This is a genomic window from Streptomyces cyaneus, assembly GCF_004028635.1.
In the GTDB taxonomy this organism is placed as follows: domain Bacteria; phylum Actinomycetota; class Actinomycetes; order Streptomycetales; family Streptomycetaceae; genus Streptomyces; species Streptomyces cyaneus.
In genome coordinates, this window is the sequence record NZ_RQJW01000012.1 from 45,852 (window position 1) to 71,115 (window position 25,264).

18 protein-coding genes and 4 tRNA genes are annotated in these 25,264 nt (G+C 69.6%); 10 read left to right on the plus strand and 12 right to left on the minus strand.

Translation table 11 applies throughout. The features are described from left to right. Positions 1 to 14 precede the first annotated feature (14 nt). The 4 genes from EHO50_RS35575 to EHO50_RS35590 all read right to left on the minus strand — a co-directional run bounded on the left by EHO50_RS35575 (position 15) and on the right by EHO50_RS35590 (position 6,808). Entirely contained in the window at positions 15 to 3,134 is a 3,120-nt protein-coding gene (locus EHO50_RS35575; protein ID WP_246101728.1) for an FG-GAP repeat domain-containing protein, read from the minus strand. A gap of 215 nt (positions 3,135 to 3,349) precedes the next feature. Continuing rightward, positions 3,350 to 5,509 (minus strand): DEAD/DEAH box helicase, encoded by a 2,160-nt coding sequence (locus EHO50_RS35580; RefSeq protein WP_128435375.1) that lies wholly within the window; start codon positions 5,507 to 5,509, stop codon positions 3,350 to 3,352. 445 nt (positions 5,510 to 5,954) lie between these two features. Next, the gene (locus EHO50_RS35585; RefSeq protein ID WP_425472342.1) at positions 5,955 to 6,320 is read right to left on the minus strand and encodes a hypothetical protein; all 366 of its coding nucleotides are present in this window, start codon (positions 6,318 to 6,320) and stop codon (positions 5,955 to 5,957) included. Between the two features lie 137 nt (positions 6,321 to 6,457). After that, positions 6,458 to 6,808: a metallopeptidase family protein gene (locus EHO50_RS35590; RefSeq protein ID WP_062714520.1), complete on the minus strand. Its 351-nt coding sequence runs from the start codon at positions 6,806 to 6,808 to the stop codon at positions 6,458 to 6,460. Between the two features lie 85 nt (positions 6,809 to 6,893). On the opposite strand from EHO50_RS35590, the gene EHO50_RS35595 reads away from it, so the two are divergent. The 8 genes from EHO50_RS35595 (at position 6,894) to EHO50_RS44715 (ending at position 15,360) form a co-directional block, all read left to right on the plus strand. Further along, on the plus strand, positions 6,894 to 8,510 hold the full coding sequence (locus tag EHO50_RS35595; RefSeq protein WP_128435377.1) for a metallophosphoesterase: 1,617 nt from the start codon (positions 6,894 to 6,896) through the stop codon (positions 8,508 to 8,510). 80 nt (positions 8,511 to 8,590) lie between these two features. Beyond that, positions 8,591 to 8,663, plus strand: a tRNA-Glu gene (locus EHO50_RS35600). Between the two features lie 37 nt (positions 8,664 to 8,700). Beyond that, a tRNA-Asp gene (locus EHO50_RS35605) sits at positions 8,701 to 8,775 on the plus strand. Between the two features lie 23 nt (positions 8,776 to 8,798). Beyond that, positions 8,799 to 8,872: transfer RNA gene (locus tag EHO50_RS35610), tRNA-Phe, on the plus strand. Between the two features lie 70 nt (positions 8,873 to 8,942). Beyond that, entirely contained in the window at positions 8,943 to 10,571 is a 1,629-nt protein-coding gene (locus EHO50_RS35615) for a hypothetical protein (protein WP_246101730.1), read from the plus strand. Between the two features lie 92 nt (positions 10,572 to 10,663). Beyond that, positions 10,664 to 14,623, plus strand: coding sequence for an ATP-dependent RNA helicase HrpA (gene hrpA, locus EHO50_RS35620; RefSeq protein WP_128435378.1), 3,960 nt, complete (start codon positions 10,664 to 10,666; stop codon positions 14,621 to 14,623). Between the two features lie 94 nt (positions 14,624 to 14,717). After that, positions 14,718 to 14,792, plus strand: a tRNA-Asp gene (locus tag EHO50_RS35625). Between the two features lie 361 nt (positions 14,793 to 15,153). Then, a complete protein-coding gene (locus tag EHO50_RS44715; RefSeq protein ID WP_128435379.1) occupies positions 15,154 to 15,360 on the plus strand; it encodes a DUF6274 family protein in 207 nt (68 codons plus the stop codon). A gap of 506 nt (positions 15,361 to 15,866) precedes the next feature. On the opposite strand, the gene bldC is transcribed toward EHO50_RS44715, so the two are convergent. Together bldC and EHO50_RS35640 are read right to left on the minus strand one after the other, a co-directional pair. Continuing rightward, entirely contained in the window at positions 15,867 to 16,073 is a 207-nt protein-coding gene (bldC, locus tag EHO50_RS35635; protein ID WP_003949541.1) for a developmental transcriptional regulator BldC, read from the minus strand. A gap of 551 nt (positions 16,074 to 16,624) precedes the next feature. Further along, a complete protein-coding gene (locus EHO50_RS35640; protein ID WP_128435380.1) occupies positions 16,625 to 17,467 on the minus strand; it encodes a DUF8083 family protein in 843 nt (280 codons plus the stop codon). A gap of 220 nt (positions 17,468 to 17,687) precedes the next feature. Here EHO50_RS35640 and EHO50_RS35645 point away from each other — a divergent pair, with 220 nt between their 5' ends. Together EHO50_RS35645 and EHO50_RS35650 are read left to right on the plus strand one after the other, a co-directional pair. Then, positions 17,688 to 18,776, plus strand: a complete 1,089-nt coding sequence (locus EHO50_RS35645) for a Leu/Phe/Val dehydrogenase (protein WP_128435381.1) — start codon at positions 17,688 to 17,690, stop codon at positions 18,774 to 18,776. 306 nt (positions 18,777 to 19,082) lie between these two features. After that, positions 19,083 to 19,334, plus strand: coding sequence for a DUF3073 domain-containing protein (locus EHO50_RS35650; protein WP_128435382.1), 252 nt, complete (start codon positions 19,083 to 19,085; stop codon positions 19,332 to 19,334). Positions 19,335 to 19,419: 85 nt separating this feature from the next. Here the strand turns inward: EHO50_RS35650 and purM are convergent, their stop codons facing one another. The 6 genes from purM to EHO50_RS35680 form a co-directional block, all read right to left on the minus strand. After that, on the minus strand, positions 19,420 to 20,487 hold the full coding sequence (purM, locus tag EHO50_RS35655) for a phosphoribosylformylglycinamidine cyclo-ligase (RefSeq protein ID WP_128435383.1): 1,068 nt from the start codon (positions 20,485 to 20,487) through the stop codon (positions 19,420 to 19,422). Positions 20,488 to 20,535: 48 nt separating this feature from the next. Beyond that, the gene (gene purF / locus EHO50_RS35660) at positions 20,536 to 22,065 is read right to left on the minus strand and encodes an amidophosphoribosyltransferase (RefSeq protein ID WP_128435384.1); all 1,530 of its coding nucleotides are present in this window, start codon (positions 22,063 to 22,065) and stop codon (positions 20,536 to 20,538) included. A 61-nt stretch (positions 22,066 to 22,126) separates the two neighbouring features. Next, a complete protein-coding gene (locus tag EHO50_RS35665) occupies positions 22,127 to 22,921 on the minus strand; it encodes an META domain-containing protein (protein ID WP_128435385.1) in 795 nt (264 codons plus the stop codon). 39 nt (positions 22,922 to 22,960) lie between these two features. Continuing rightward, positions 22,961 to 23,758 (minus strand): maleylpyruvate isomerase family mycothiol-dependent enzyme, encoded by a 798-nt coding sequence (locus EHO50_RS35670; protein ID WP_128435386.1) that lies wholly within the window; start codon positions 23,756 to 23,758, stop codon positions 22,961 to 22,963. Between the two features lie 9 nt (positions 23,759 to 23,767). Further along, entirely contained in the window at positions 23,768 to 24,601 is an 834-nt protein-coding gene (locus tag EHO50_RS35675; RefSeq protein WP_128435387.1) for a M23 family metallopeptidase, read from the minus strand. Positions 24,602 to 24,647: 46 nt separating this feature from the next. Further along, positions 24,648 to 25,148: an ArsR/SmtB family transcription factor gene (locus EHO50_RS35680; protein WP_128435388.1), complete on the minus strand. Its 501-nt coding sequence runs from the start codon at positions 25,146 to 25,148 to the stop codon at positions 24,648 to 24,650. Positions 25,149 to 25,264 lie beyond the last annotated feature (116 nt).

Here is a 25,264-nt window from a genome sequence, read left to right on the forward strand (position 1 = left end):
ACGTCACAACTTGGCTAGAAAAGGCCCTTGTAGCCCTGCCAGCCGCCCGCGATCTTCACTCGCGCCCCGAACGACCCCTTGCCGTCACCGTTGTTGCGCCAGACATTGCCGCTGCCGTCCCGCGAGACGAGGTCGGCCTTCCCGTCCCCGGTGATGTCCCCGGGGCCGACGATGACGTTGTAACCGGTGCCCCAGCCCGTGAAGACCTTCACGCGATCCTTCAACAGACCGTTGCCCAGGCCGTTGTAGCGCCACAGCGCCCCCGCCCTGTCACGGGCGAGGACATCCCCGTGACCGTCGCCGTTGAGGTCCCCGGCGCCCAGGATCTTCGTGTATCCGGTCCACGCCGAACGGATCTTCTTCCCCGCCGCGAGCGTCCCGTCGCTCTTCGCCGCGAAGAGGTAGATGTCCCCGGTCGACGCCTTCCGCGCCAGCAGGTCGGCCCGCTTGTCACCGGTCAGATCACCGGGCGAGGTGAGCACGTTGTAGGCGTTCCAGCCAGTACCCAGCTTCGTGTACGCCATCGAAGTCTCCGGCGCCAGACCGCACTTGACCTTGTACCCGCGCAGCGAGCCGTCGCTCATCCGCACCAGCACGTCATTGCAGCGATCGCCGTTCAGGTCCCCGAACGGCACCGCGACCGCCTTCGTCGACCAGCCGCTCCCCGAGACCTTCCCGGAGAACGTGCCCTTGCCGGTGCCCTGCTGGAAGGTCAGCGCGCCCGAGGCGTTGAGGGTGAGCAGGTCACCGACACCGTCCGGCAGGCCCGCCGCGCCGACGTGGTCGCGGGGGACCGCGTCGCCCTTCACCAGCCGGACGGTGCCGCGCACCTGGAGCGGGGCGCCGACGCCGTCGGCCGGGGTGACCGTCAGGGTCCAGTCGTAGGAGCCGTTCGGCACGAAGGCGTCCCCGGTCCTCGTGGGGTCGTCGCCGTGCCAGCCGACGGTCAGCTCGCCGCGTGCCGCCGTTCCGTCCACACCGTCGGTGTAGACCTTGCCGGTCGCGCGGTTGCGGACGGTCAGGTCCCAGCCCGAGGAGGGCTTGGACAGCAGCACCGTGGTGAGGGTGTCCGGCACGGTGTCGCTCGTGCGGGCCGTGACGGTCGCCGTGTTCTGCGCGGGACCCAGCAGGCGGAGCGGCTGCTGCGCGACCCCGGACGGGACGAGGTGCACCCGCTCCTGGTCGTCCACGTAGGCCGCGTTCGCGCCGGCCTCGTCGACCGTCCAGCGCACGTCCCGCTGCGAGACCCCGGTGTCGGGCAGATCGCCGATGACCCGGCTCGCGGCCGTCCCGTCGGCGACCGTCGTGAGCGTCAGCTTCCCGGCCTGCCGGTCGTGCGTGACGACGAACCCGTCCCCGAGCTTGGCCTCACCCGTCGGCACGGCCACGGACCTCTTCGCCGTACGGTCGTAGACCCCGGCCGTGTCACCGCACGTCCAGTACAAGTACCGCCCGAGCGCCTGGAGTTCGGTCGGCGCACAGCCCGATGCGAGCGTCACCGTCTCGGTGGTCTTCTTCGTCGTCAGGTTGTACGCGGTGACCGTGCCGGGGGCCTCGCCCCCCGTCCACAGGGTGTCGCCGGAGAGGGCGGCGGGGCCCCGCGCGGCGTACGGCTCCGCCTGGTCACCGATCTTGTAGACGTATTTGTTGCTGGGCGTCGTGTAGAGGACGTACCGCCCCGACACGTCGAGGATGCGCCCGTCGATGGGCACGCTCCGCTCCCACAGTCCCGCGCCGGTGGGGCCGTTGACACGCAGGACGTCGGTCTCCGAGCCGTATGCCATCCAGGCGATCCGCCCGTCGGCCGTACCGAAGACCTGCGAGCAGGCCACTTCGGTCACCGGGCAGCTGCCGATCGCTCCGGCGGAGGTGGGCGTGAACTCGGAGCGCTCACCGAAGGCGGGGGCGCCGGTGGCGGCGACGGTCCGCAGATAGTCGTCGCGCTGCGTGCTGCCGCCGGTGTCGATGACGACCAGGCGGCCCTGCTCCAGCGAGATGCCCTGGATCGGGGCCGGGGGCCTGGGAAGCGCCTTGACCTGCGTGACGACCGGCTCGCCCGACGCGTCGGCGTGGATGCGCTGAATACCCCAGTCGTCGGCGGCGGTACGTCCGATGGCGAGGGCGGTGCCGTCCGACACGGCGGTGACCTCGCTGCGCGAGGCGGTGAGCAGGGTCACCTCGGCACCGCCCGCGATCGGCTTGGCCGTGATCTGGGTGCTGCCGGTGGGCTGGTGCACCAGCCAGTCGCCGACGACGGCCAGGTCGTCGACATAGTTGGCGCTGGGGCTTCCGGCGAGACCCACCTCCACCGGGGCGGCCGCCAGGTCGCCGCGGGGCACCACCAGCACCTTGGTGTTCAACGCCTTGCTGTAGACGGCGACATGGTCCGGCGAGAGCTTGACGTAGCCGTAGGCGAGGGAGGGCAGCGGCTGGGTCCAGTTCTGCACGCGGCCCGTGGCGCGGTCGACGGCGACCATGCGGGCGGCGCCGTCCAGCGTCGCGTTGAAGATCAGGCCCTTGGCGTCGGCGCCGCGCGGCTGCCCCAGCGTCATGCCCGCGGGCGCCCCGCCGACCTGCGTGTCGACGACGCTCCCGTCCTCGCCCACGTCCAGGAGGTGGACGACCCGCGTGACCGTGCCGTCGGCGTTCGTGACGCCGGCGGCGGTGACGACCGTGGTGCCGTAGATCGTGAGCACGGTGTGGCCCGCGGGCAGCTGGAAGGTGCGGGTGGTGCCGTCCGCCGCGTTCCAGAAGTCGATCCTGCCGCCCGACGCACGGTAGGCGAGCACATCGGTGCCGGTGCCCGACATGCTCGCGTAGCCGGTCGGCATCGGCGCCTCGAAGGCCCTGCCGTCGGCGTACCGCGTCCACAGCAGCCGGGAGCTGCCCTCCAGCCGGTGGAAGACGCCCTCGGCGCCTGCCCCGTTCGCACCGGTCGTGGTGTCGGCGAAGTGGAGCGCCGCCGCCAGATTGGTGGTCCGCAAGGTCGACGGTACGACCGTCTCCTGCGGCACCTCCGCCGCCGACGCGCCCGGCAGCAGCGGGCTCAGCCCACCCGCGAGCGCGGCGGAGACGGCCACGGCGACGGCCGCGCGTCTCGCTCTCGAACGACGTACGAAGACATGGCGGGCCAAGGCGATCCTCCCCTGAACACGGGAGAGGGAGCGGCGCACTGTTCTCAGATGCCCCCGGCCCCCCGGCCGTCACATCCCTCTCATAAGTCGGCTGATCTTACAGCTCTTTCACAGGCGCGGGCGGAGCGGTTTCCGACCGGCCCCGCGCACGAGAAAGCGCCGGGCCCCCACCCGATTGGGTGAGGGCCCGGCGCTCAGTGCGTTACCGGCGGACGTCAGCCGTTGCGCTTCCAGCGCGGCTTGTCATCGCGGCGCCCGAAGGAGCCGGACGTGCCGGAGGTGCCGCCACGGTGGTCGTCACGACGGCCGTAGGGACGCTCGTGGCCGCCGGAGCGGAAGCCCGGACGGTCGTCGCGGCGGTCGCGGTTGAAGGGACGGTCGCTGCCACGGTGCCCGCCACGCTCGTCACGGCGCTCGAAGGAACGCCCGGCCGGCCGGTCGTCCCGGCGGAAGCCACCACGGTCGTCGCGGCGCTCGAAGGAACGGCCACCACGGTCGTTGTCCCGACGCTCGAAGGAACGCCCACCACGGTCATCCCGACGGTCGTCGCGACGGAAGCCGCCACGGTCGTTGTCCCGACGCTCGAACCCACGCTCGCCACGGTCACGGTTGAACCCGCCCCGGTCGTCACGGCGCTCGAAGGAACGGCCACCACGGTCATCCCGGCGGTCGTCGCGACGGTCGTCCCGGCGGAAGCCGCCACGGTCGTTGTCGCGACGCTCGAACCCACGCTCGCCACGATCACGGTTGAACCCACCGCGGTCGTTGTCCCGACGCTCGAAGGAACGCCCACCACGGTCATCCCGACGGTCATCCCGGCGGTCGTCCCGGCGGAAGCCGCCACGGTCGTTGTCGCGACGCTCACGACGCTCGTACGCCGGAGCCTCCGCCTTGTCGACGTCCTGTGCGACCGGCTGCTCGGGCACGGCCACCTCGACGGCCTCGGCGACGACCGCCGCCTGCGCCTCGGCCACCGCGGCCTCCGGGTCCTCACCGCGCTCGCGCGCCGCACGGGCGACGAGCCGGTCGGACTCCTCACGCAGCTCGACGGCACGCCGCTGCGCCCGCTCCAGCTGCTTGGTGAGCTGAGCCACCTCACGCTCGGCCTGCTGCGCGGCGTTGCCCGCGGACTCGGCCTGCACCTCGGTCATCGACCGGGCGCCGGTGATCTCGGCGACCTCCGGGTCGAAGGCGGCACCGCCCTGGATGATGTGGCGCGAGGCGTCGACGCCCGCGTCCTCCATCAGCCGGAAGATCTGGCGGCGCTGGTGCGGCAGGGAGAGGGAGACGACCGTACCGGTGCGGCCGGCACGCGCCGTGCGGCCCGCACGGTGCAGGTAGTCCTTGTGGTCACCGGCCGGGTCGACGTTCAGCACGAGGTCGATGCCGTCGACGTGGATACCGCGAGCGGCGACGTCGGTGGCGACGAGGACGTTGACGTACCCGTCCTTGAAGTCGGCCAGCGTCCGGGTCCGCGCGCCCTGCGTCATACCGCCGTGCAGCGCGTCGGCCTTCACGCCGGAGTCGCGCAGCTGCTCGGCGACACGGTCGGCGCCGAGCTGGGTGCGGACGAAGATGATGGTGCGGCCCTTGCGGGAGGCGATCGCGGCGGTGACCGGCGCCTTGTCCTTCGGCTTCACGATCAGGATGTGGTGCGACATGGTCGTCACGGCACCCTGGGCGGCGTCGACCTCGTGCGTGGCCGGGTTGGTGAGGTACCGGTCGACGAGGGTCTTGATCTCGTTCTCCATGGTCGCGGAGAAGAGCATGCGCTGACCGCCGGACGGGACCTGGTCGAGCAGTTCGGTGACCTCGGGCAGGAAGCCCAGGTCGGACATCTGGTCGGCCTCGTCGAGGACGGTGATCTTCACGTCCTCCAGCGAGCAGGCGCCGCGGTTGATGATGTCGCGCAGACGGCCCGGGGTGGCGACGAGGACGTCGACGCCGCGCTCCAGGGCGTAGATCTGGTTGCCCATGGAGGTACCGCCGCAGACGACCTTCATCTTCAGGCCGAGGACGTCGCCGTACGGCTGGAGGGCGTCCGCCACCTGCATGGCGAGCTCACGGGTCGGGGTGAGGATGACGGCGCGCGGCTTGTGCTTCTCGGTGCGGCCACCGGCGAGCGTCGCCAGGGTGGGCAGACCGAAGGAGAGGGTCTTGCCGGAGCCGGTGCGGCCACGGCCGAGGATGTCCTTGCCGGCCAGGGCGTCCGGGATGGTCGCGGCCTGGATCGGGAAGGGGGTGGTCACGCCGTTCTGGGCGAGCTTGCGGACGACGCCCTCGGGGAGACCGAGGTCCGCGAAGGTGACCTCGGGAGCGTCCTCGGTGCCTTCGTTCTCGGGCACGACGACGTGATCAGTACTGGAAATGGACATGCTTAAGCGAAACCTTCCGGAGTCTCGTCGGCACGCGCCCGTCAACTCCGTGATTTCGCAATACGACCGCCTCTATGCGGTCAGCCACGGCAAGGGAGAGAACGCGCCACACGGCGCGCTCTGCGTTGGCGCCGGGCAATGGGATCAAACGATCTACCACCATACGCACCCTCGACCCCCCAAGGCAAACCGACCGCCACCCGTGTAGGCAACGTCACTTGCCACCACCCCCGGACCCCCTCGCCCCCGCCGCCCCTGCGGGACGCGGGCGCCCCTACGTCACGCGGGCGCCCCCGCGGTCGGCGCCGGCTCCCGCTGAGCCAGCTGCGGCCCCGTCTCCTCATGCGCCGACGACGACGGCTCGGCCTCCGTGGGCGTCGGCAGGGCCGACGTCGGCTGCTCGGTGGGCGTCGGCTCCGGATCCGGCGTCCGGGTGGGCGTCGGTTCAGCCGTACGGGTGGGCCCCGGCTTCTCGCTCTGCCCCGGCTTGACCGGCGGCTTGCCCCCCCGCGGCAGCGGACGCGCTCACATCCGCGGACGGCGAGGCCGAGGGGGACGCCGACTCCACCGCCCCCTTCTTGCCCTTCTTCTTGCCCTTCTCCTTCTCCCGCTTGCGGTCGTCCACGTGCGCCCCGTACCCGGCCCCGCCACCCGACACGGCCGAGCCCCCGTCGGGCGCCTCACCCCCGCGTTGCCCCGCGGAGTGCGACGGCTTCGCGCCCCCGCCTCCGTCGTCGTCACCCACGCTCATACAGCCGGCGGCAGCGGCGACGGCCATCACCGTGGCAGCCAGACGGACAGGTACGTACAAGGGGCGCACGGGAGCCACCTCCAGGGGCGGGCGAAGAAGTCAACCTGCCCAACTCCCGCCGCCCACAAGAGGACACGCGCCCCGCGACACGGGGACACAAGCCCGGCACCGAAAGATCCGAAGACCCCGCGGCCGCCTCACCCGTACCCGAGCGCATGCAACCGCGCGTCGTCGATGCCGAAGTGATGCGCGATCTCATGCACCACCGTCACTTCGGTCTCCTCGACGACCTCCTCCCGCGACTCGCACATCCGCAGCGTCGGCCCCCGGTAGATCGTGATCCGATCCGGCAGCACCCCGGCGTACCACTCCCCGCGCTCGGTCAGCGGAGTCCCTTCGTACAACCCGAGCAGCTCGGGATCGTCCGTCGGCGGTTCGTCCTCGACGAACACCGCGACGTTGTCCATCAGCCGCGTCAACTCCGGCGGAATCCGGTCCAGCGCCTCGGCGACCAGTTCCTCGAACTCCTCGCGCGTCATCTCCAGCACAGGCCCATTGTCGGGTACGACGCCGCCGTAAAGGAGCCGCCAACGGCCCCGCATACCCACCCGCCCCCTTGGGCATACGGGACCAATGGCCCGAGTCCCCGCCACAGTCCTGAAAGCCCTCGGCCACCTCCCCAGGGCTCCGCGCGCCCTGGCCCACCGCTACGCCACCCGCCGCCCGAGCCCCACCCCGGAACTCGTCGCCCAACCCCACCCCTGGGCCCGCCCGTCGCCCACCGCCGCCCTACTCGACGGCGCTCCGCGCCAGCCCCTCAAATCTGCCCTCGGCCTGGTCACCGTCGTCCTCGTCGGCGCCTGGCTCGGCCTGCTGATCGTCGGCAACGTACGCGTCCCGGTCGGCCCCATGAACACGACGATGACCCTGCGCCCCTCCGTCACCGGCGGCACGAAGATCAACGTCTCCCCGCTGGGCGCCCTTCAGCTGGACAGCCACATCGCCCCCGTCCGCCTGGACGTCAACGTCGACCAACTGGACCCCGCCCGCGCCCAGGCCCTCGTCGACCACCCCGAACGCCTCTCCGGCCTCCAGGACGAGGTCACCCAGGACGTCGCCACCGGCACCCGCGACCTCGCCATCCGCAGCTGCGTCGCCGTCGTCACCGGCGCCACCACCCTCGGCCTCGCCGTCTACCGCCGCCCCCGCCGCGCCCTCGCCGCCGGCGGCCTCGCCCTCACCCTCCTGGCGGCGTCCGGCGGCACGGCATTCGCCACCTGGAACCCCGAATCCGTCCTGGAACCGAAGTTCTCGGGCCTGCTCTCCTCCGCCCCGTCCCTGGTCGGCAACGCCCGCAGCATCGTCACCGAATTCGACGTCTACCAAAAGGAGTTGGCCCGTCTGGTCACCAATGTGACCAAGCTCTACGACGCCACCTCCACGCTCCCCGCCTACGCGCCCGACCCGAGCACCATCCGCGTCCTGCACGTCTCGGACATCCACCTCAACCCGGCGAGCTGGAAGATCATCGCCTCGCTCGTCGATCAGTACAAGGTCGACGTGATCGTCGACTCCGGCGACACCATGGACCACGGCACCGCCGCCGAGAACGGCTTCCTCGACCCCATCGAGGACCTCGGCGCCCCCTACGTCTGGGTCCGCGGCAACCACGACTCCCGCGGCACCCAGCGCTACCTGGAAAACCTCAAGAACGTCCACGTCCTGGACGACGGCAAGGCCCAGACCGTCGCCGGCCTGCGGTTCGCCGGCATCGGAGACCCCCAGTTCACCCCCGACCGCTCCAAGATCCCCGGCGGCGACGCGGCCAACGAACTGGCAGGCGCCCGCCTGGCCACGGCCCTGCGCGACCAGGCGGCCGCCGGCACCCCCGTGGACGTAGCCGTAGCCCACGAACCCGTGGCCGCCGGCCAAACCGACGGCGACGTCCCCCTGGCCCTGGCCGGCCACGTCCACCACCAGGAAATGGAGGTCCTGCCCTTCGGTACCCGCCTGCGTATCGAAGGCTCCACCGGCGGCAGCGGCCTGCGCGCGATCGAGGGCAAACACCCCGACCCCATCCAGACCTCGATCCTCTACTTCGACCGCGACACCCGCCGCCTCCAGGCCTGGGACGAGATCGAACTGGGGGGCCTGGGCCTGACGACGGCGGAGGTACGGCGCCACCTCGTGGAGGAGAACCAGCCGGCCGACTCGACCCCGTCCCCCACCTCACCCAGCCCCACCCCGTAAACCGTTTTGGCGATACCTCCCGCCATCCCATATGCTTCTCACGTCCCCGACGCGCTGAGAAGCGCCCAGGCGGGCCGATAGCCCTCATCGTCTAGCGGCCTAGGACGCCGCCCTTTCAAGGCGGTAGCACGGGTTCGAATCCCGTTGGGGGCACGCAGTACGGTGTGCGACACTGTCGTACGCAAAGCTTGGTCCTGTGGAGCAGTTTGGAGTGCTCGCCACCCTGTCAAGGTGGAGGCCGCGGGTTCAAATCCCGTCAGGACCGCTGAGGCTTCTCGTAAGCCTCGTGGCTGGGTAGCTCAGTTGGTACGAGCGATCGCCTGAAAAGCGATAGGTCGCCGGTTCGACCCCGGCCCCAGCCACACAGTACGAAAACCCCCACCGGATTCCGGTGGGGGTTTTCGTCGCTCACAGGGAGCCTGAGGGGGGTTCTTGAGACGCATCACCAGAGGACTGGTGACGGCCACCGCCGTCCTGTTCTCCACACTCGCCATACCCGGCACCGCCCACGCCGCGGGGCCGACCGTCACGTCCGCGTACAGCGACCAGGCCGACTGGTCGGTCATCGACGTACGGCTCAACTACAGCGGAGAGATCGCCAAGGTCACCGCGGCGCTGCGCCCCGTCGGCAGCGGCGAGTCCCAGACCCCGGTCGCCACGATCACCGACTTCACGCAGAAGTACTGGGTCAGCTCGTGGGAGGGCATCTGGGCCTCCCAGCCCGTCCACCTGGACACCCTCGGCGACTACACGATCGACATCGAGGCGACGAACACCGCGGGCGAAACCACCGTCCAGAAGAACGCGGGCACGCTGCGCTACCAGAAGCAGCCCGTCATCAGCGGCTTCGCCGTCACGCCGACCGAGCCGGACATCGAGCACAAGACGGTCACCGCCACCGGCGACCTGGTCGTCCGCGACCCCAGCACCCGCGAAACGGTGCCGTTGCCCGGTGCCACCGTGGACCTCACCTTCGACCAGAACGACGAGACGACCGCCGTCACGGACGACGCCGGCCACTTCTCGGCCGCCCACGAGGTGACGGCGGGCGGCTGGACCTTCGCCGAGTACAACGGCGACCTCGGTTTCGCCATCAGCCCCTGGATCGACGTCAGGCCGAAGGCCGCGCCGACCCGGTTCGTCCTGGACAAGAGCAGCTTCCACGTCACCGCCGGCGACAAGGTCAACGTCACCGGCACGCTCCAGTACCAGAGCGGCACCGAGTGGAAGCCGCTGTCCGGCATCCCGCTGGAGATGGACTACAAGGACTGCACCACCTGCAACCCGGTCGAGTCGACCACCGACGCGAGCGGCCGCTTCTCCTTCGTGCGGTCCCCGTACGGCAGCAAGTCCGTGTACGAGGTGGGGTTCCCGCCGTACCCGTACAACCCCTTCATCCAGCGCACCGCCACCGCCGACGTCACCGTCACGGTCACGGCCACGACGAAGTTCACCGAGTTCACGGCGCGGCAGGACAAGTACGCGCAGCTGGAGATCACCGGCAGCCTCGACGCGATCGGGCGCGACACCAGCGACCAGGTCAGCGTCGACATCCAGTACTCGGCCAACGGCACGAGCGGCTGGGCCACGAAGAAGACCGTGAAGACCAGCTTCGGGTCGCAGTTCATCGTGGAGAGACTGCCGGGCTACACGGACGGCTACTGGCGACTGCGCTACGCCGGGTCCACCACCAAGGACATCAAGGGCACCGTCAGCAAGAGCCTGCGCAAGACCCGTGCCCTCACCCGGATCAAGGACGCCAACGCGTCCCCCGAGCCGGTGTACAAGGGCCGGACGATCACCGTGAAGGGCGTGCTCCAGGAGCGCGCGGTCGGCTCCTCGACCTGGAAGGCGTACGGCGGCAAGAAGGTGCAGATCCTCTTCCGGCCCAAGGGCAAGAGCACCTGGTACCTGATGGCCACCGTCACCACCAAGACGAACGGCTCCTTCAGCAAGGGCTTCACGGCCAAGGAGGACGGCACCTGGGTGCCCGTCCACCTGTATCCCGACAGCAAGCACTTCGTGGGCGACGGCAGGGAGGACTACGTCGACGTGCGGTGACGCACCCGGCGGAGGCGAGCGGGGGAGGTGAGCGGGGGCGGGCCCAAAAGGGTTCGCCCCTTCTTTCCCCGGGATGAGATCCTGGATCGCGTATGTCTACGCATCCCGCCCCCGCCCCCGGCGCTCCGAGCTTCGGCACGCTCGCCCCTCGCCTGACCGAGCTTTCCCTGCGCGAAGCGCAGCGGCTCGGGCGCAGGCTCGAAGGCGCGCGCAAGATCCGCAAGCCCGAGGCGCGTGCCGCCGTGCTCGCCGAGATCGAGGCGGAGGTCGCGAAGGCCGAGGAGCGAATCGCCGTACGACGCGAGCGCGTGCCCGCCGTCAGCTATCCCGAGCAGCTGCCCGTCAGCCAGAAGAAGGACGAGATCGCGGCCGCCATCCGTGATCACCAGGTCGTCATCGTCGCCGGTGAGACCGGGTCCGGCAAGACCACGCAGATCCCCAAGATCTGCGTCGAGCTCGGCCGCGGCCTGCGCGGCATGATCGGGCACACCCAGCCCCGGCGTATCGCCGCCCGAACCGTCGCCGAGCGGGTCGCTGAGGAACTGGACACGCCTCTGGGCGAGACCGTCGGCTGGAAGGTGCGGTTCACCGACCAGGTGAACCAGGACTCGACCTTCATCAAGCTGATGACGGACGGCATCCTGCTCGCCGAGATCCAGACCGACCGCGAGCTGCGCGCCTACGACACGATCATCATCGACGAGGCCCACGAGCGGTCCCTGAACATCGACTTCCTGCTCGGGTATCTCGCGCAGTTGCTGCCGAAGCGGCCGGATCTGAAGGTCGTCATCACCTCGGCCACCATCGATCCCGAGCGGTTCTCCCGGCACTTCGGCGACGCCCCGATCATCGAGGTCAGCGGGCGGACGTACCCGGTGGAGGTGCGTTACCGGCCACTCCTCGAAGAGGACTCCGAGGACGCCGACCGCGACCAGATCACCGCGATCTGCGACGCCGTCGAGGAGCTCCAGGGCGAGGGCAAGGGCGACATCCTCGTCTTCCTCTCCGGTGAGCGGGAGATCCGTGACACCGCCGACGCGCTCGTGAAGAAGAACTACCGGTTCACCGAGGTCCTGCCCCTGTACGCCCGGCTCTCGCACGCCGAGCAGCATCGGGTCTTCCAGCCGCACACCGGCCGCAGGATCGTTCTGGCGACCAACGTCGCCGAGACCTCGCTCACCGTCCCGGGCATCAAGTACGTCATCGACCCCGGCTTCGCCCGGATCAGCCGGTACAGCCATCGCACCAAGGTGCAGCGCCTGCCGATCGAGCCGATCTCGCAGGCGAGCGCCAACCAGCGCAAGGGCCGCTGCGGTCGTACGTCCGACGGAATCTGTATCCGCCTCTACTCCGAGGACGACTTCGTCGCCCGCCCGGAGTTCACGGACGCGGAGATCCTCCGTACCAACCTCGCCTCCGTCATCCTCCAGATGACCGCGGCCGGCCTCGGCGACATCGAGAAGTTCCCCTTCATCGACCCGCCGGACCACCGCAACATCCGCGACGGCGTCCAGCTCCTGCAGGAGCTCGGCGCGCTGGACCCGACGCAGAAGGACGTACGCAAGCGGCTCACGGACAGCGGCCGCAAGCTCGCCCAGCTCCCCGTCGACCCGCGCCTGGCCCGCATGGTTCTGGAGGCCGACAAGAACGGCTGTGTCCGCGAGGTCATGGTCATAGCCGCCGCGCTGTCCATCCAGGATCCGCGCGAGCGCCCCGCCGACAAACAGACCCAGGCCGACCAGCAGCACGCCCGCTTCCGGGACGAGACGAGCGACTTCCTCGCCTACCTCAACCTCTGGCGGTACGTCCGCGAGCAGCAGAAGGAGCGGGGATCGAGCTCCTTCCGCCGGATGTGCAAGCAGGAGTACCTGAACTTCCTGCGCATCCGCGAATGGCAGGACATCTACACGCAGCTGCGTACGGTCGCCAAGCAGATGGGCATCCATCTCAACGAGGACGACGCCCCCGCCGATCGCATCCACGTCTCCCTCCTCGCGGGCCTGCTCTCGCACATCGGCATGAAGGACGTGAAGGAGGGCGCGAAGAACGAGTACCTGGGGGCGCGCAGCGCCAAGTTCGCGGTCTTCCCGGGCTCGGCCCTCTTCAAGAAGCCCCCGCGTTTCGTGATGTCCGCGGAACTCGTGGAGACCTCCCGTCTCTGGGCCCGCGTCAACGCGAAGATCGAGCCGGAGTGGGTCGAGCCGCTCGCCGAGCACCTGCTGAAGCGGACGTACAGCGAACCGCACTGGGAGAAGGACCAGGCGGCCGTGATGGCGTACGAGAAGGTCACGCTGTACGGCGTCCCGATCATCGCCCAGCGCAAGGTGAACTACGGCCGGATCGACCCGGAGGTCAGCCGCGAGCTGTTCATCCGCAACGCCCTGGTCGAGGGCGACTGGCGCACACACCACAAGTTCTTCGCCGACAACCGCAAACTCCTCAGCGAGGTCGAGGAGTTGGAGCACCGTGCCCGGCGCCGGGACATCGTCGTGGACGACGAGACGCTGTTCGACTTCTACGACGAGAGGGTCCCGGACCACGTCGTCTCGGGCGCCCACTTCGACTCCTGGTGGAAGCGCAAGCGGCACGAGCAGCCGGACTTCCTGGACTTCGAGCGCGAGATGCTCATCCGGGAGTCGGCCGAGGCGGTCACCAAGGCTGACTATCCGGACACCTGGCGGCAGGGTGCGCTGAAGTTCCGGGTGACGTACCAGTTCGAGCCGGGCGCGGACGCGGACGGTGTGACGGTCCACATCCCGCTCCAGGTGCTGAACCAGGCCATGGACGAGGGCTTCGACTGGCAGATCCCGGGCCTGCGCGAGGAGTTGGTGACGGAACTGATCCGTTCCCTGCCCAAGCCGATCCGCCGCAACTACGTGCCGGCGCCGAACTTCGCGAAGCGGTTCCTGGATACGGCGGCCCCCTTGCAGGAGCCGCTGACGGTGACCATGGCGCGCGAACTGAAGCGCATGGTCGGGGTCCCCTTCACCGCCGACGACTTCGACTGGTCGAAGGTGCCGGAGCATCTGCGCATCACCTTCCGGATCGTCGACGAGCGGCGCCGCAAGCTGGCGGAGGACAAGGATCTGGAGGCGCTGAAGCTGCGGCTGAAGCCGAAGGCGCGCAAGGCCCTCTCCCAGGCCGCGGCGGCCACGGCGTCCCGTGAGGGCGGCGAGTCGCTGGAGCGCCAGGGCCTGACCGACTGGTCCATCGGCTCGCTCACCCGCGTCTTCGAGACCCGCCGCGCCGGCCAGCCGGTCAAGGCGTACCCGGCGCTGGTGGACGACGGCGACCTGGTCTCCGTACGCCTCTTCGACACGGAGGCGGAGCAGCAGCAGGCGATGTGGAAGGGCACGCGGCGGCTGATCCTGCGCAACATCCCGGTCAATCCGGCGAAGTTCGCGTCCGAGAAGCTGACGAACGCCCAGAAGCTCGCCCTGTCCGCGAATCCGCACGGTTCGATCCAGGCTCTCTTCGACGACTGCGCGATGGCGGCGGCCGACAAGCTGATCGGTGACTTCGGGGGGCCGGCGTGGGACGAGGAGTCGTACCGGAAGCTGTACGACAAGGTGCGCGCGGAGATCGTCGACACGACCGTGCGTACGGTGGGCCAGGTGCAGCAGGTCCTCGCTGCCTGGCAGGCCGCTGAGCGCCGCCTGAAGGCTGTACGGAGCCCTGCCCTACTGGCAAACCTCACGGACGTCCGTAAGCAGCTGGACGCCCTTGTGAGGCCCGGTTTCGTGACGGAGGCGGGGCTGGGGCGCATGCCGGATCTGATGCGGTATCTGATCGCGGTGGACCGTCGTCTGCAGCAGATGCCGACGAACGTCCAGCGCGACACGACGCGCATGGAGAAGGTCCACGAGATGCAGGACGAATACGCCTGGCTTCTCGAGCAGATGCCGCAGGGGCGTCCGGTCCCGCAGCAGGTGCTGGACGTCCGCTGGATGCTGGAGGAGCTCCGCGTCAGCTACTTCGCTCACGCGCTCGGTACGGCGTATCCGATCTCGGACAAGCGGATCGTGAAGACGATCGACACGTTGGCGCCGTAACGGGGCGCGTACGTTGGGTGAGTTCGACCCGGGGGCTCGCCCTCCTGTAGAGTCTCTTCTCGCAGCGCAACGCACGAATCGCGCCGCGAAACCTGGTCCTGTGGAGCAGTTTGGAGTGCTCGCCACCCTGTCAAGGTGGAGGCCGCGGGTTCAAATCCCGTCAGGACCGCAGCAGAAACGAGAGGCCCGCATCCCGACAAGGGACGCGGGCCTTCCTCATACCCGCGGCGAACGACACAACCGCCCACCCGGTCACGGCGGAGGCCGCGCCCGCGGCGCAGCCTCAATCAGACACAGCAAATCCCGTCAGGACCGCAGCGAAGGCTAGAGGCCCGCACCCCGGCAAGGGATGTGGGCCTTACTCATGCCCGCAGGCCGGCCTCTCGACGTCGCCGGTCCACACCATCAGCCCGTCCGGGGCGCCCCCTGGGCGCCCCCGGCGGAGCGCCACGCCACCTTGACGGAGTCACATTCGCTCGGTACCCAGAAAGTCAGAGCACCTTCCCCGTGTGGCCTCCTGGAGGTGGCGTATGGCGGCGTCGGCTAGGCACGAAACGCGGGCCTTGCTCCGCGCGCATCTGGCAGCCGCCTCGTCCTACCGGCATCTCACCCGTCACTGCCCGATCTGCCATCACCTGGCGCGGCTGGCGATGGACGCCGCCCCGCGCACCGCCCCGCGCACCACCCAGAGGGCTCCGGGCGAGGCCACGGAGGACGAAAGCGCTTCCACCGCGTGATCGCCGCCGGGCGTCAACTCCCGCTCCAGCATGGGCCGCTGGAGCGCGCGCCTTCCTTTAGCGCACATCGCCCAGAGGCAACAAGCACCGCGCCCTGTGACGGGTGTCACCGCATGAGTTTCCGGAAGTGCGGTACTTACACCTCACCTACAACTGGTCAATTTAATATGTGCAATTGCACCAGCTTCCGGAGATCGCCCCGCCCGCGCCGAGCGACCACCCGGGGCGAGTCCACAGGAGATCCGACACCCCTCCCCAGACTCCGACAAGCCCACCCACAGGACCACGGCCGGCACACGGTCGACACACCCCGCGCACACAAAAAAGATCGCGCTGGACTCGGCGGAGTCCAGCGCGATCTACGACGCACCCTTGTTGCGTGCCTGCGAAGCTCTGTACGGCTTGGGCGTGGGCTCTGTTGGGGCAGAACCCGCGTCGCTTGGAGCTAGAGTTCGGACGCTGCGGCAAGTTGGGGGAACTGCCGGTTTGCCCGGTTATGCAGTTGTTCAGGCCTCGCTGCGCTGCTGCGGGATGCCCGCGAGCAGAGCGCGGACCTCAGCCTCGCGGTAACGGCGGTGTCCGCCGAGCGTACGGATGGAAGTAAGCTTCCCGGCCTTCGCCCACCGCGTCACCGTCTTGGGGTCCACGCGGAACATCGTGGCGACCTCAGCCGGGGTCAGCAGCGGCTCGGCATCAGGGGTGCGAGCGGTCATGAGCGGCCTCCTCGGGAGAACCGAACCTTCTCGGTTCTTTCCTCTAAATTCTGCACCTTGACCCGCGTTGCCCGAAATGGCGGACGCGAGTCGAGTCGGTTATAGGACGAACGGCTTGTCCTCGGCACTACAACTACACCATCTGTCCAGCCGCGTCGGCCAAACCGATGGAATTGCCCTCCCAGGTGTTCATCAGCGACGGAAGCCGATGGACCATGCCATAGCGGACAGTCACGCCACTGTGACGATCAGTCACAGTGGCGTGCAGGAGTCTCAAGACCCCCCAAAGTGTGCAATGTCGAGCTAGAGCCCTCCCCGGACTCCTTGTCCTATTTTGGCACGAGGAGGGGTTAGGGATGCAAGGGCCGCGTACGTGCGGTCCGTCACGCTTGCGTGCGTTGACACACCCTTGATGCATACGCCCGGATCGGTACCTACGTCCGATGTTGACGAGGCATCAAGAACCCCAGAGCGAGCACGAAACCCCAAAACGGGCGTGTCGTCAAACGCCAGTTCGTTACATCACACAGTGCGCTACACCACACCGGGTCTCAGTTCGCCGACCGCCGGTCCCGCACCGACCGCCACCGCTCCACGAGCCGCCCGTAAGCCGCCCCCGCGGCCGCCCCGTCACCGCGCCGCAGCGCCTCGATGCCGTCGGCCACGTCGGCCGCCGAGTGGTCGTCCTCCAGCTCGCCGGCCGGCAGGGTGTGCACCAGGCCGCCGTAGTCCAGCTCGACCAGCGAGCGCGGGTGGAACTCCTCCAGCCAGCGCCCGACGTCCACCAGGCCGTCGATGAGCGGCCCCTCGTCGATGGTGTCCTTGAGCGTCCTGAGGGCCCGCGCGACCCGCCGCCGCGCCTCCACCATGGGCGTGCGGTAGCGCAGCATCGCGGGGATCTCGCCCGAGCCCTTGTCGAAGCGCCGCTCCTCGTCCGACACCAGCACGAACCAGTGCAGCGGCACCTGCCAGGTCGAGGTGCGGATCCACGGGCGGGCGTCCGGGTTGCGGGCCAGCCAGCGCTCGTAGTCCTGGGCCGTCTGGCGGCGTACGACCTCCGGCAGCGCAGCGTCCAGGACCGGCTTCGGCAGCTCGTCGGCGAGCTCCCCGAGCGCCAGCCAGCCGCGCAGCCGGGTGCGCCACGGGCACACGCACAGCACCCCGTCGACCTCGAGCACGAAGGCGTCGCTGCTCTCCTGCACCGGCACGGCGATGGGCGGCGTGGGCAGCAAGTCGGCCAGGGAGCGGCGCAGTTCGTCCTGGTACGAGGGGCGGTCGGGGCGGCGGGCGTAACGGTCCCAGTGGCCGCGCTCCGGCTCCGGGAAGGCGGCCAGCGGCTCGTAGACGCGCAGATAGGTCGCATACGGGACGATCACCGAGGACACCTTGGGCACGCCTGCTCCCTCCCCCGCCGTCTGCCAGGAAAACCTGCGAAACCCGCTTACAAACGTGCGGGAAATCTATGCAAATCGTCGCACGGCTGTACTCCAGGAGTAGGTGATCCTGAGCACTGCGGGGTGGGCGGGCGCCCACGGGTCTAATCTCATGCTCACAGCCCCCGCCACCCGTACGGGAGCTCGCTCCAATCGCCGCCAGTACTCAGGAGTCACCACAGTGACCGACGTAACACACGGCGTCCTGCACACCCTGTTCCACTCGGATCAGGGGGGTCATGAGCAAGTAGTGCTCTGCCAGGACCGCGCCAGCGGCCTCAAGGCCGTCATCGCCATCCACTCCACCGCTCTGGGCCCCGCCCTCGGCGGTACGCGCTTCTACCCGTACGCGACCGAGGAAGAGGCCGTCGCCGACGCGCTGAACCTCGCGCGCGGGATGTCGTACAAGAACGCCATGGCCGGCCTCGACCACGGCGGCGGCAAGGCCGTGATCATCGGGGATCCGGAGCGGATCAAGACCGAGGAGCTGCTGCTGGCCTACGGCCGGTTCGTGGCTTCGCTGGGCGGTCGATACGTCACCGCGTGCGACGTCGGTACGTACGTCGCCGACATGGACGTCGTGGCCCGTGAGTGCCGCTGGACGACCGGACGCTCCCCGGAGAACGGCGGCGCGGGCGACTCCTCCGTGCTCACCGCCTTCGGTGTCTACCAGGGCATGCGCGCCTCCGCCCAGCACCTGTGGGGCGACCCGTCGCTGCGCGGCCGCAAGGTCGGCATCGCGGGCGTCGGCAAGGTCGGCCACCACCTGGTGGAACACCTGCGGGCGGAGGGCGCCGAGGTCGTGATCACGGACGTGCGCGAGGAGGCCGTCGGCCGGATCCTCGCGGCGCACCCGACGGGCGTGACGGCCGTCGCCGACACCGCGACGCTGATCCGCGTCGAGGGCCTCGACATCTACGCCCCCTGCGCGCTCGGCGGCGCCCTGAACGACGACACCGTGCCGGCGCTGACCGCGAGCGTGGTGTGCGGCGCGGCCAACAACCAGCTCGCCCACCCGGGCGTGGAGAAGGACATCGCCGACCGCGGGATCCTCTACGCGCCCGACTACGTGGTGAACGCCGGCGGTGTCATCCAGGTCGCCGACGAGCTGCACGGCTTCGACTTCGACCGGTGCAAGGCGAAGGCGGCGAAGATCTACGACACCACGCTGGCCATATTCGCACGTGCGAAGGCGGATGGGATTCCGCCGGCCGCCGCGGCCGACCGGATCGCCGAGCAGCGGATGGCGGAGGCACGCGGAGCGCACTGATCCGACCGGCCGGGCCCCCTGACAGGGGTTTGGGCGGTACCCGCCGGTGGGCAGTTGGAGAGAACTCTCACTTCTACCGGCGGGTCGACCGCCAATAAGTGGTTAAAATCGCGGTTGACCAGCGAGGACAGGGCGCCTCGAAGGTCCTGTGCACACGCGCGTGCTGCGGGCGACGTACCGTATGGGCGCGGGCTCAGGTACCGTGGAAGCCCTACGGACCGGCCTCTCCACGGAGAGTCCGTTCCGGATCATGAACGCGTGTCAGACTCTGGGGCCGTCGAGCCCCGTCGTTGAGGGGGTCGAGCCATGGGGCGCGGCCGGGCCAAGGCCAAGCAGACGAAGGTCGCCCGCCAGCTGAAGTACAACAGCGGTGGGACGGACCTCTCACGCCTGGCCGAGGAGCTGGGCGCATCGACGTCGAACCAGTCGCCGAACGGCGATCGCTTCGAGGACGATGAGCAGGACGACGACGACCTGTACTCGAAATACGCCGACCTCTATGAGGACGACGACGAGGATCAGGACGAGGACCCCTCGGAGCAGCGTCGCGGCGCTTGACCTTGCATTGAGCACTCACCCGGTCGGTGACCTCGGTCACCGACCGGGTTCTGTGCTGCCTGCGGGGTATCAGCCGGCGGCTCGTTTACTTTGAGTACGTGCCGATCAGGGCAGCGCCCGTCTCGTGGTCGCCCCTGTCCGTGATCTCGCCGGCGACCCAGGCGTCCACGCCTCGGTCGGCCAGCGTCGCCAGGGCCGCGTCCGTGGACTCCTCGGGCACGATCGCGATCATGCCGACGCCCATGTTCAGGGTCTTCTCCAGCTCCAGGCGCTCGACCTGACCGGTCTTGCCGACGAGGTCGAAGATCGGGGCCGGGGTCCAGGTGCTGCGGTCGACGATCGCGTGCAGCGTGTCCGGGATCACCCGGGCCAGGTTGGCGGCCAGACCGCCGCCCGTGACGTGGCTGAAGGCGTGCACGTCGCTGGTGCGGGTGAGGGCCAGGCAGTCCAGCGAGTAGATCTTCGTCGGCTCCAGCAGTTCCTCGCCGAGGGTGCGGCCGAGGTCGTCGATCTGCGCGTCCAGGGCCAGACCGGCCTGGTTCAGCAGGACGTGCCGGACCAGCGAGTACCCGTTCGAGTGAAGACCGGACGCCGCCATGGCGATCACCGCGTCACCCTTACGGATGCGATCGGGGCCCAGCAGCCGGTCGGCCTCCACGACGCCCGTACCGGCGCCGGCGACATCGAAGTCGTCCGGGCCCAGCAGGCCGGGGTGCTCGGCCGTCTCGCCGCCGACCAGGGCGCAGCCGGCGAGCACACAGCCCTCGGCGATGCCCTTCACGATGGCGGCGACGCGCTCGGGGTGGACCTTGCCGACGCAGATGTAGTCGGTCATGAACAGCGGCTCGGCACCGCACACCACGATGTCGTCCATGACCATGGCGACCAGGTCGTGGCCGATGGTGTCGTACACGCCCAGCTGGCGCGCGATGTCGACCTTGGTGCCGACGCCGTCGGTGGCGGAGGCAAGCAGGGGGCGCTCGTAGCGCTTGAGGGCGGAGGCGTCGAAGAGGCCGGCGAAACCGCCGAGGCCGCCGAGGACCTCGGGCCGCTGGGTCTTCTTCACCCACTCCTTCATCAGCTCGACCGCGCGGTCGCCCGCTTCGATGTCGACGCCCGCGGCTGCGTAGCTGGCACCAGTTGTCTCAGACATGGCAGTAGAGAACCTTCGTGTCGTACGGCAGGTGTGACGGGCCCGCAACTACGGGCGGCGGATCGCGTCGGCGGCGGCCGTGGCGGCCGGGCCGGCGGCCAGCTCCGTCTCCAGCAGCTGCTTACCGAGCAGCTCGGGGTCCGGGAGATCCATCGGGTACTCGCCGTCGAAGCAGGCGCGGCAGAGGTTCGGCTTGGCGATGGTGGTCGCCTCGATCATGCCGTCGATGGAGATGTACGAGAGGGAGTCGGCGCCGAGCGAGGTGCCGATCTCCTCGATCGTCATGCCGTTGGCGATGAGCTCGGCGCGGGTGGCGAAGTCGATGCCGAAGAAGCAGGGCCACTTCACGGGCGGGGAGGAGATCCGGATGTGGACCTCCGCCGCTCCCGCCTCGCGGAGCATGCGGACCAGGGCGCGCTGGGTGTTGCCGCGCACGATCGAGTCGTCGACGACGACCAGGCGCTTGCCCTTGATGACTTCCTTCAGCGGGTTCAGCTTCAGGCGGATGCCGAGCTGGCGGATGGTCTGCGAGGGCTGGATGAACGTACGGCCGACGTACGCGTTCTTCACCAGACCCGCACCGAACGGGATGCCGCTCGCCTCCGCGTAGCCGATCGCGGCCGGGGTGCCGGATTCCGGGGTCGCTATGACCAGGTCGGCGTCGACCGGGGCTTCCTTCGCGAGCTTGCGGCCCATCTCCACGCGGGAGAGGTAGACGTTGCGGCCGGCGATGTCGGTGTCCGGGCGGGCCAGGTACACGTACTCGAAGACACAGCCCTTGGGCTTCGCTTCCGCGAATCGGGAGGTGCGCAGGCCGTTCTCGTCGATGGCGATGAACTCGCCCGGCTCGACCTCACGGACGTAGCTGGCGCCGCAGATGTCGAGGGCGGCGGACTCGGAGGCGACGACCCAGCCGCGCTCCAGGCGGCCGAGGACCAGCGGGCGGATGCCCTGCGGGTCGCGGGCGGCGTACAGGGTGTGCTCGTCCATGAAGACGAGGCTGAAGGCGCCCTTGACCTGCGGAAGGACCGTGTGGGCGGCCTCCTCGATGGTCAGCGGCTTGCCGTCGTCGTCGACCTGGGCCGCGAGCAGCGCGGTGAGCAGGTCGGTGTCGTTGGTGGCCGCGACGCGCGGAGTGCGGCCGCCCTCCTGCTTGGGCAGGTCGGCGACCATCTCGGCGAGCTGCGCCGTGTTGACCAGGTTGCCGTTGTGGCCGAGCGCGATGGAGCCGTGCGCGGTGGCGCGGAAGGTCGGCTGGGCGTTCTCCCACACGGAGGCGCCGGTGGTCGAGTAGCGGGCGTGACCGACCGCGATATGACCCTGGAGCGAACCGAGCGAGGTCTCGTCGAAGACCTGGGAGACCAGTCCCATGTCCTTGAAGACGAGGATCTGGGAGCCGTTGCTGACCGCGATTCCCGCGGATTCCTGGCCCCGATGCTGGAGGGCGTAGAGCCCGAAGTAAGTGAGCTTGGCGACCTCTTCACCGGGAGCCCAGACACCGAAGACGCCGCATGCGTCCTGGGGGCCTTTCTCGCCGGGGAGCAGATCATGATTGAGTCGACCGTCACCACGTGGCACGGCTCCGAGTGTAGGCGAGATCGACCACTGGTCCGAATTGGGGATACGCGCCTGTAAAGGATCACTCTGTGGCGGCCGCGTTGACGTGTTCGCCGTTTTCGCTGGTCAGGGTGAGGTTGCGGTGATCGAGTTCGTACTTCACCGTGCCGTCGAAGAGGCCCAGGAGGGTCTTCTCCGTATTCATGAGTGAGGTGTCGCACATCATTCGCGTGGTGGACGCCGTGCCCAGCGTGATACGGCCGTCGCTGACCGTCGCCGTCGCCCTCACCTTGTTGCAGCCGAGGCTGCCGCTGACCATCTGGGCCTTCTCGTCGAAGGTGAGGTGGGCCTTGCCGCCGGTGTCGGGGCTGGTGAGGGTCCACTTCGTGCCGTAGAGCGGGGCGGCCTTCTGCTTGGTGAGGGCGACGCGGTCGCCGTCCGCCGTGGTGAGGGTGAGCTTGTCGCCCTCGACCTCGGTGGTGAGGTCGCCGTCGGAGAGGGTGCGGGCCAGCGTCTGCTCGAAGTTCACGGGGACCCCCTCGCAGGCCATCTCGGTCGCCTGCATCTTGCCGAAGGTGACGTGGCTGTCGGCGAAATCGGCGTCGGCGCCGAAGTTGTTGCAGCCGAGGTTGCCCTTGACCTCGCCACCGTCGGCGATGCGCAGCCAGGCGCTGCTCGGGGCGGCGCTCTTCTTCCCGTCGACGGTGACCTCCTCGACGGCCCAGTGCGCGCCGGTGACGGAGGCCGACGCCCCGGCATCGACCGAGCCACTGCCCGCGTCCTCGCTGCCGCAGGCCACGGCGAGCGGGAGAAGGGTCAGTGCGGCGAGGGCGGCCAGTCGCTGCTTGTCCATGCCGAGTGTGCCGAGTGTGTTCATGCCGGTGGGACGGGAGGGGCGCGGGACTGGTTCCGCGTTTCACCCCATGAGCGGCAGCAATCCGCCCAGGTCCGCCCGCTCCCCGCTCGCGCTCACCTTGGCGTCCGCCACGGCGTCCCGCCACGCCAGCCGCCCGGTCGCGAGCCGGATCCAGGTCAGCGGGTCGGTCTCGACGACGTTGGGCGGGGTGCCCCGGGTGTGCCTCGGCCCCTCGACGCACTGCACCACCGCGTACGGCGGGATCCGCACCTCGGTAGAGCCGCCGGGCGCCCTCGCGGCGAGGGCGTCGGCGAGGAGACGGGTGCAGGCGGCGAGGGCCTGGCGGTCGTACGGGATGTCGAGGCCGGGGACGGCGGCGTTCAGGTCGTCGGTGTGGACGACGAGTTCGACGGTACGGGTGACCAGGTAGTCGGCGAGGGTCATGGCGCCGGTGCGGGCGGCGAGGAGCCGGTCGCCGGGCGCGTCCGCCAGCTTCTGTGTGAGGCGCTCCTCGGTGCGGGTGTAGAGGGCGTCGAGGTCCGGGTTGGCGGCGGCCAGCTCACGCGTGCCGTCGGCGATGTCGCCGGCGCGGTCGACGGTGGCGAAGGGCCAGTCCAGGAGGGTGAGTTCGGGCTTGGCCGGCTCGTCGCGGTCGAGGTTGCGGCTGACGGTCTCCACGGCCATGGTCACGTGTGCCGCCAGCTCCCGTACGGTCCAGTCGCCCAGCCGGGTGGGCAGCGCGAGTTGCTCGGCGGTCAGGCTGCGTACGGCCTGACGTACGTTCCCGAACTGGGCGAGGGTCGCGGTGCGGATCTTGGCGGGGTCATAGGTGCGGGTGCGCTTCTTGGCCGACGGCATGGCGGCAGCCTATGCGGGCTGCGATTCCGTCGTGGGGGCCTCGAAGGTCTCGCCGTTGCGGGGGACGCCGATTCCGCGCCAGGTGAAGGGGATGCCGCGGGCGGTGTCCGGGTCGGGGCCGTCCATCAGCTGGAAGTGCACATGCGGCTCGCTGGAGTTGCCGGAGTTCCCGCACCGGGCGAGCACCTGGCCGGCGCGCACCCGGTCGCCCTCGGCGACGGTGAGCGAGCCTCGACGCAGATGGGCGTAGAGGGCGTAGGTGCCGTCGCCGAGGTCGAGGACGAGGTGGTTGCCGACGATCCGCCGGACGCCGGCGATCTCACGCATCGACCCCTCGGCGAGCATCAGATACAGCAGCCCTGGCAGCGAGGTGCGGCTCAGATGGTCACGCTGCCGGTCGTCGGCCCGTACGACCGTGCCGTCGGCCACCGCGAGCAGCGGGGCACCGAAGGCCGGGAAGTCGGCGTTGCGCCGGGCGAGCGGCCACAGTGCGCTGAACCCGGGGCGGGCGCCCGGCTCGGGCTCGGCGACGATGTCGATGGCGTAGGTCTGGCCGTAGGCGTGGGTGCCGTGGCTCGGGGTGCGGTCGGCCGGGCTGTTGAGCGCCGACCAGCGGCCGGCGACGGGCGGCTCGACCTCGATCGGCTCGCGGTCCTTGGGTGGGCTGTCGGGTGTGCGGCCCGTCCGGTTGACGGTGAAGACGAGGGCGTACGCCAGGACCAGTGGCAGGAAGTTCCACCAGTGCGGATACCCGAGGTCGAGCCAGGCGTCGGCGATGATCACGGCGAAGAAGGCCGCCAGCAGAAGCCGGAAGGCGATCATGGCGAGCTTGCGTGCGGACATTGTTTCCCCCTGTTGCGATGCTGCGGTGCTGCGATGTTTCGGTGACTTACGGTCTGGCCGCCGACAGCGCCACGAGCAGCGGGACGACCCGCCCCGGCGGCACCTCGTAGCGGCCGCGTCCGGTGGTGTGCAGCCAGCCCGCGGCGGTGAGCTGGCGCAGATGGTGGTAGATCTGGCCGGTCGTGCCGATCTCCTCCAGTTCGGCGAGCTCGGCCGCGGTGCGCCGGCCGCCGATGATCTCGCGGAGCAGCCGCAGCCGTACCGGATGGCCGAGCGCGGCGAAGACGTCGGCGGCCTCCGGCCAGTCGTCGTCGAGCAGGTCCTCGACGAACGCGGTGTGCTGCCAGGCGTACTGCTCCTCGGTCGGCAGCCGTACCGCGCCGGTGAACAGGACGCCCCCGTCCACGGCACCCGCCTCGGACATCTGCTCCTTCAGCGTCTCCAGGGCCCAGAAGTCCCCGTCTCCGACGCGAGGAGCCGTCCGGCCTGCCGCTTCCAGCGCTGCCAGTCGGCGTTCCAGGTCCGCGACCCGCTGTTCGAGATCCACGACCCATAGATTACGGAACTACGTAATTACGTGCAAGCGTGAGTCGGGCGAGAGAGTCAGGTCAGGTCACCGCACGACGAAGCCCCCGCCCGATGACCGGGACGGGGGCTTCAGAG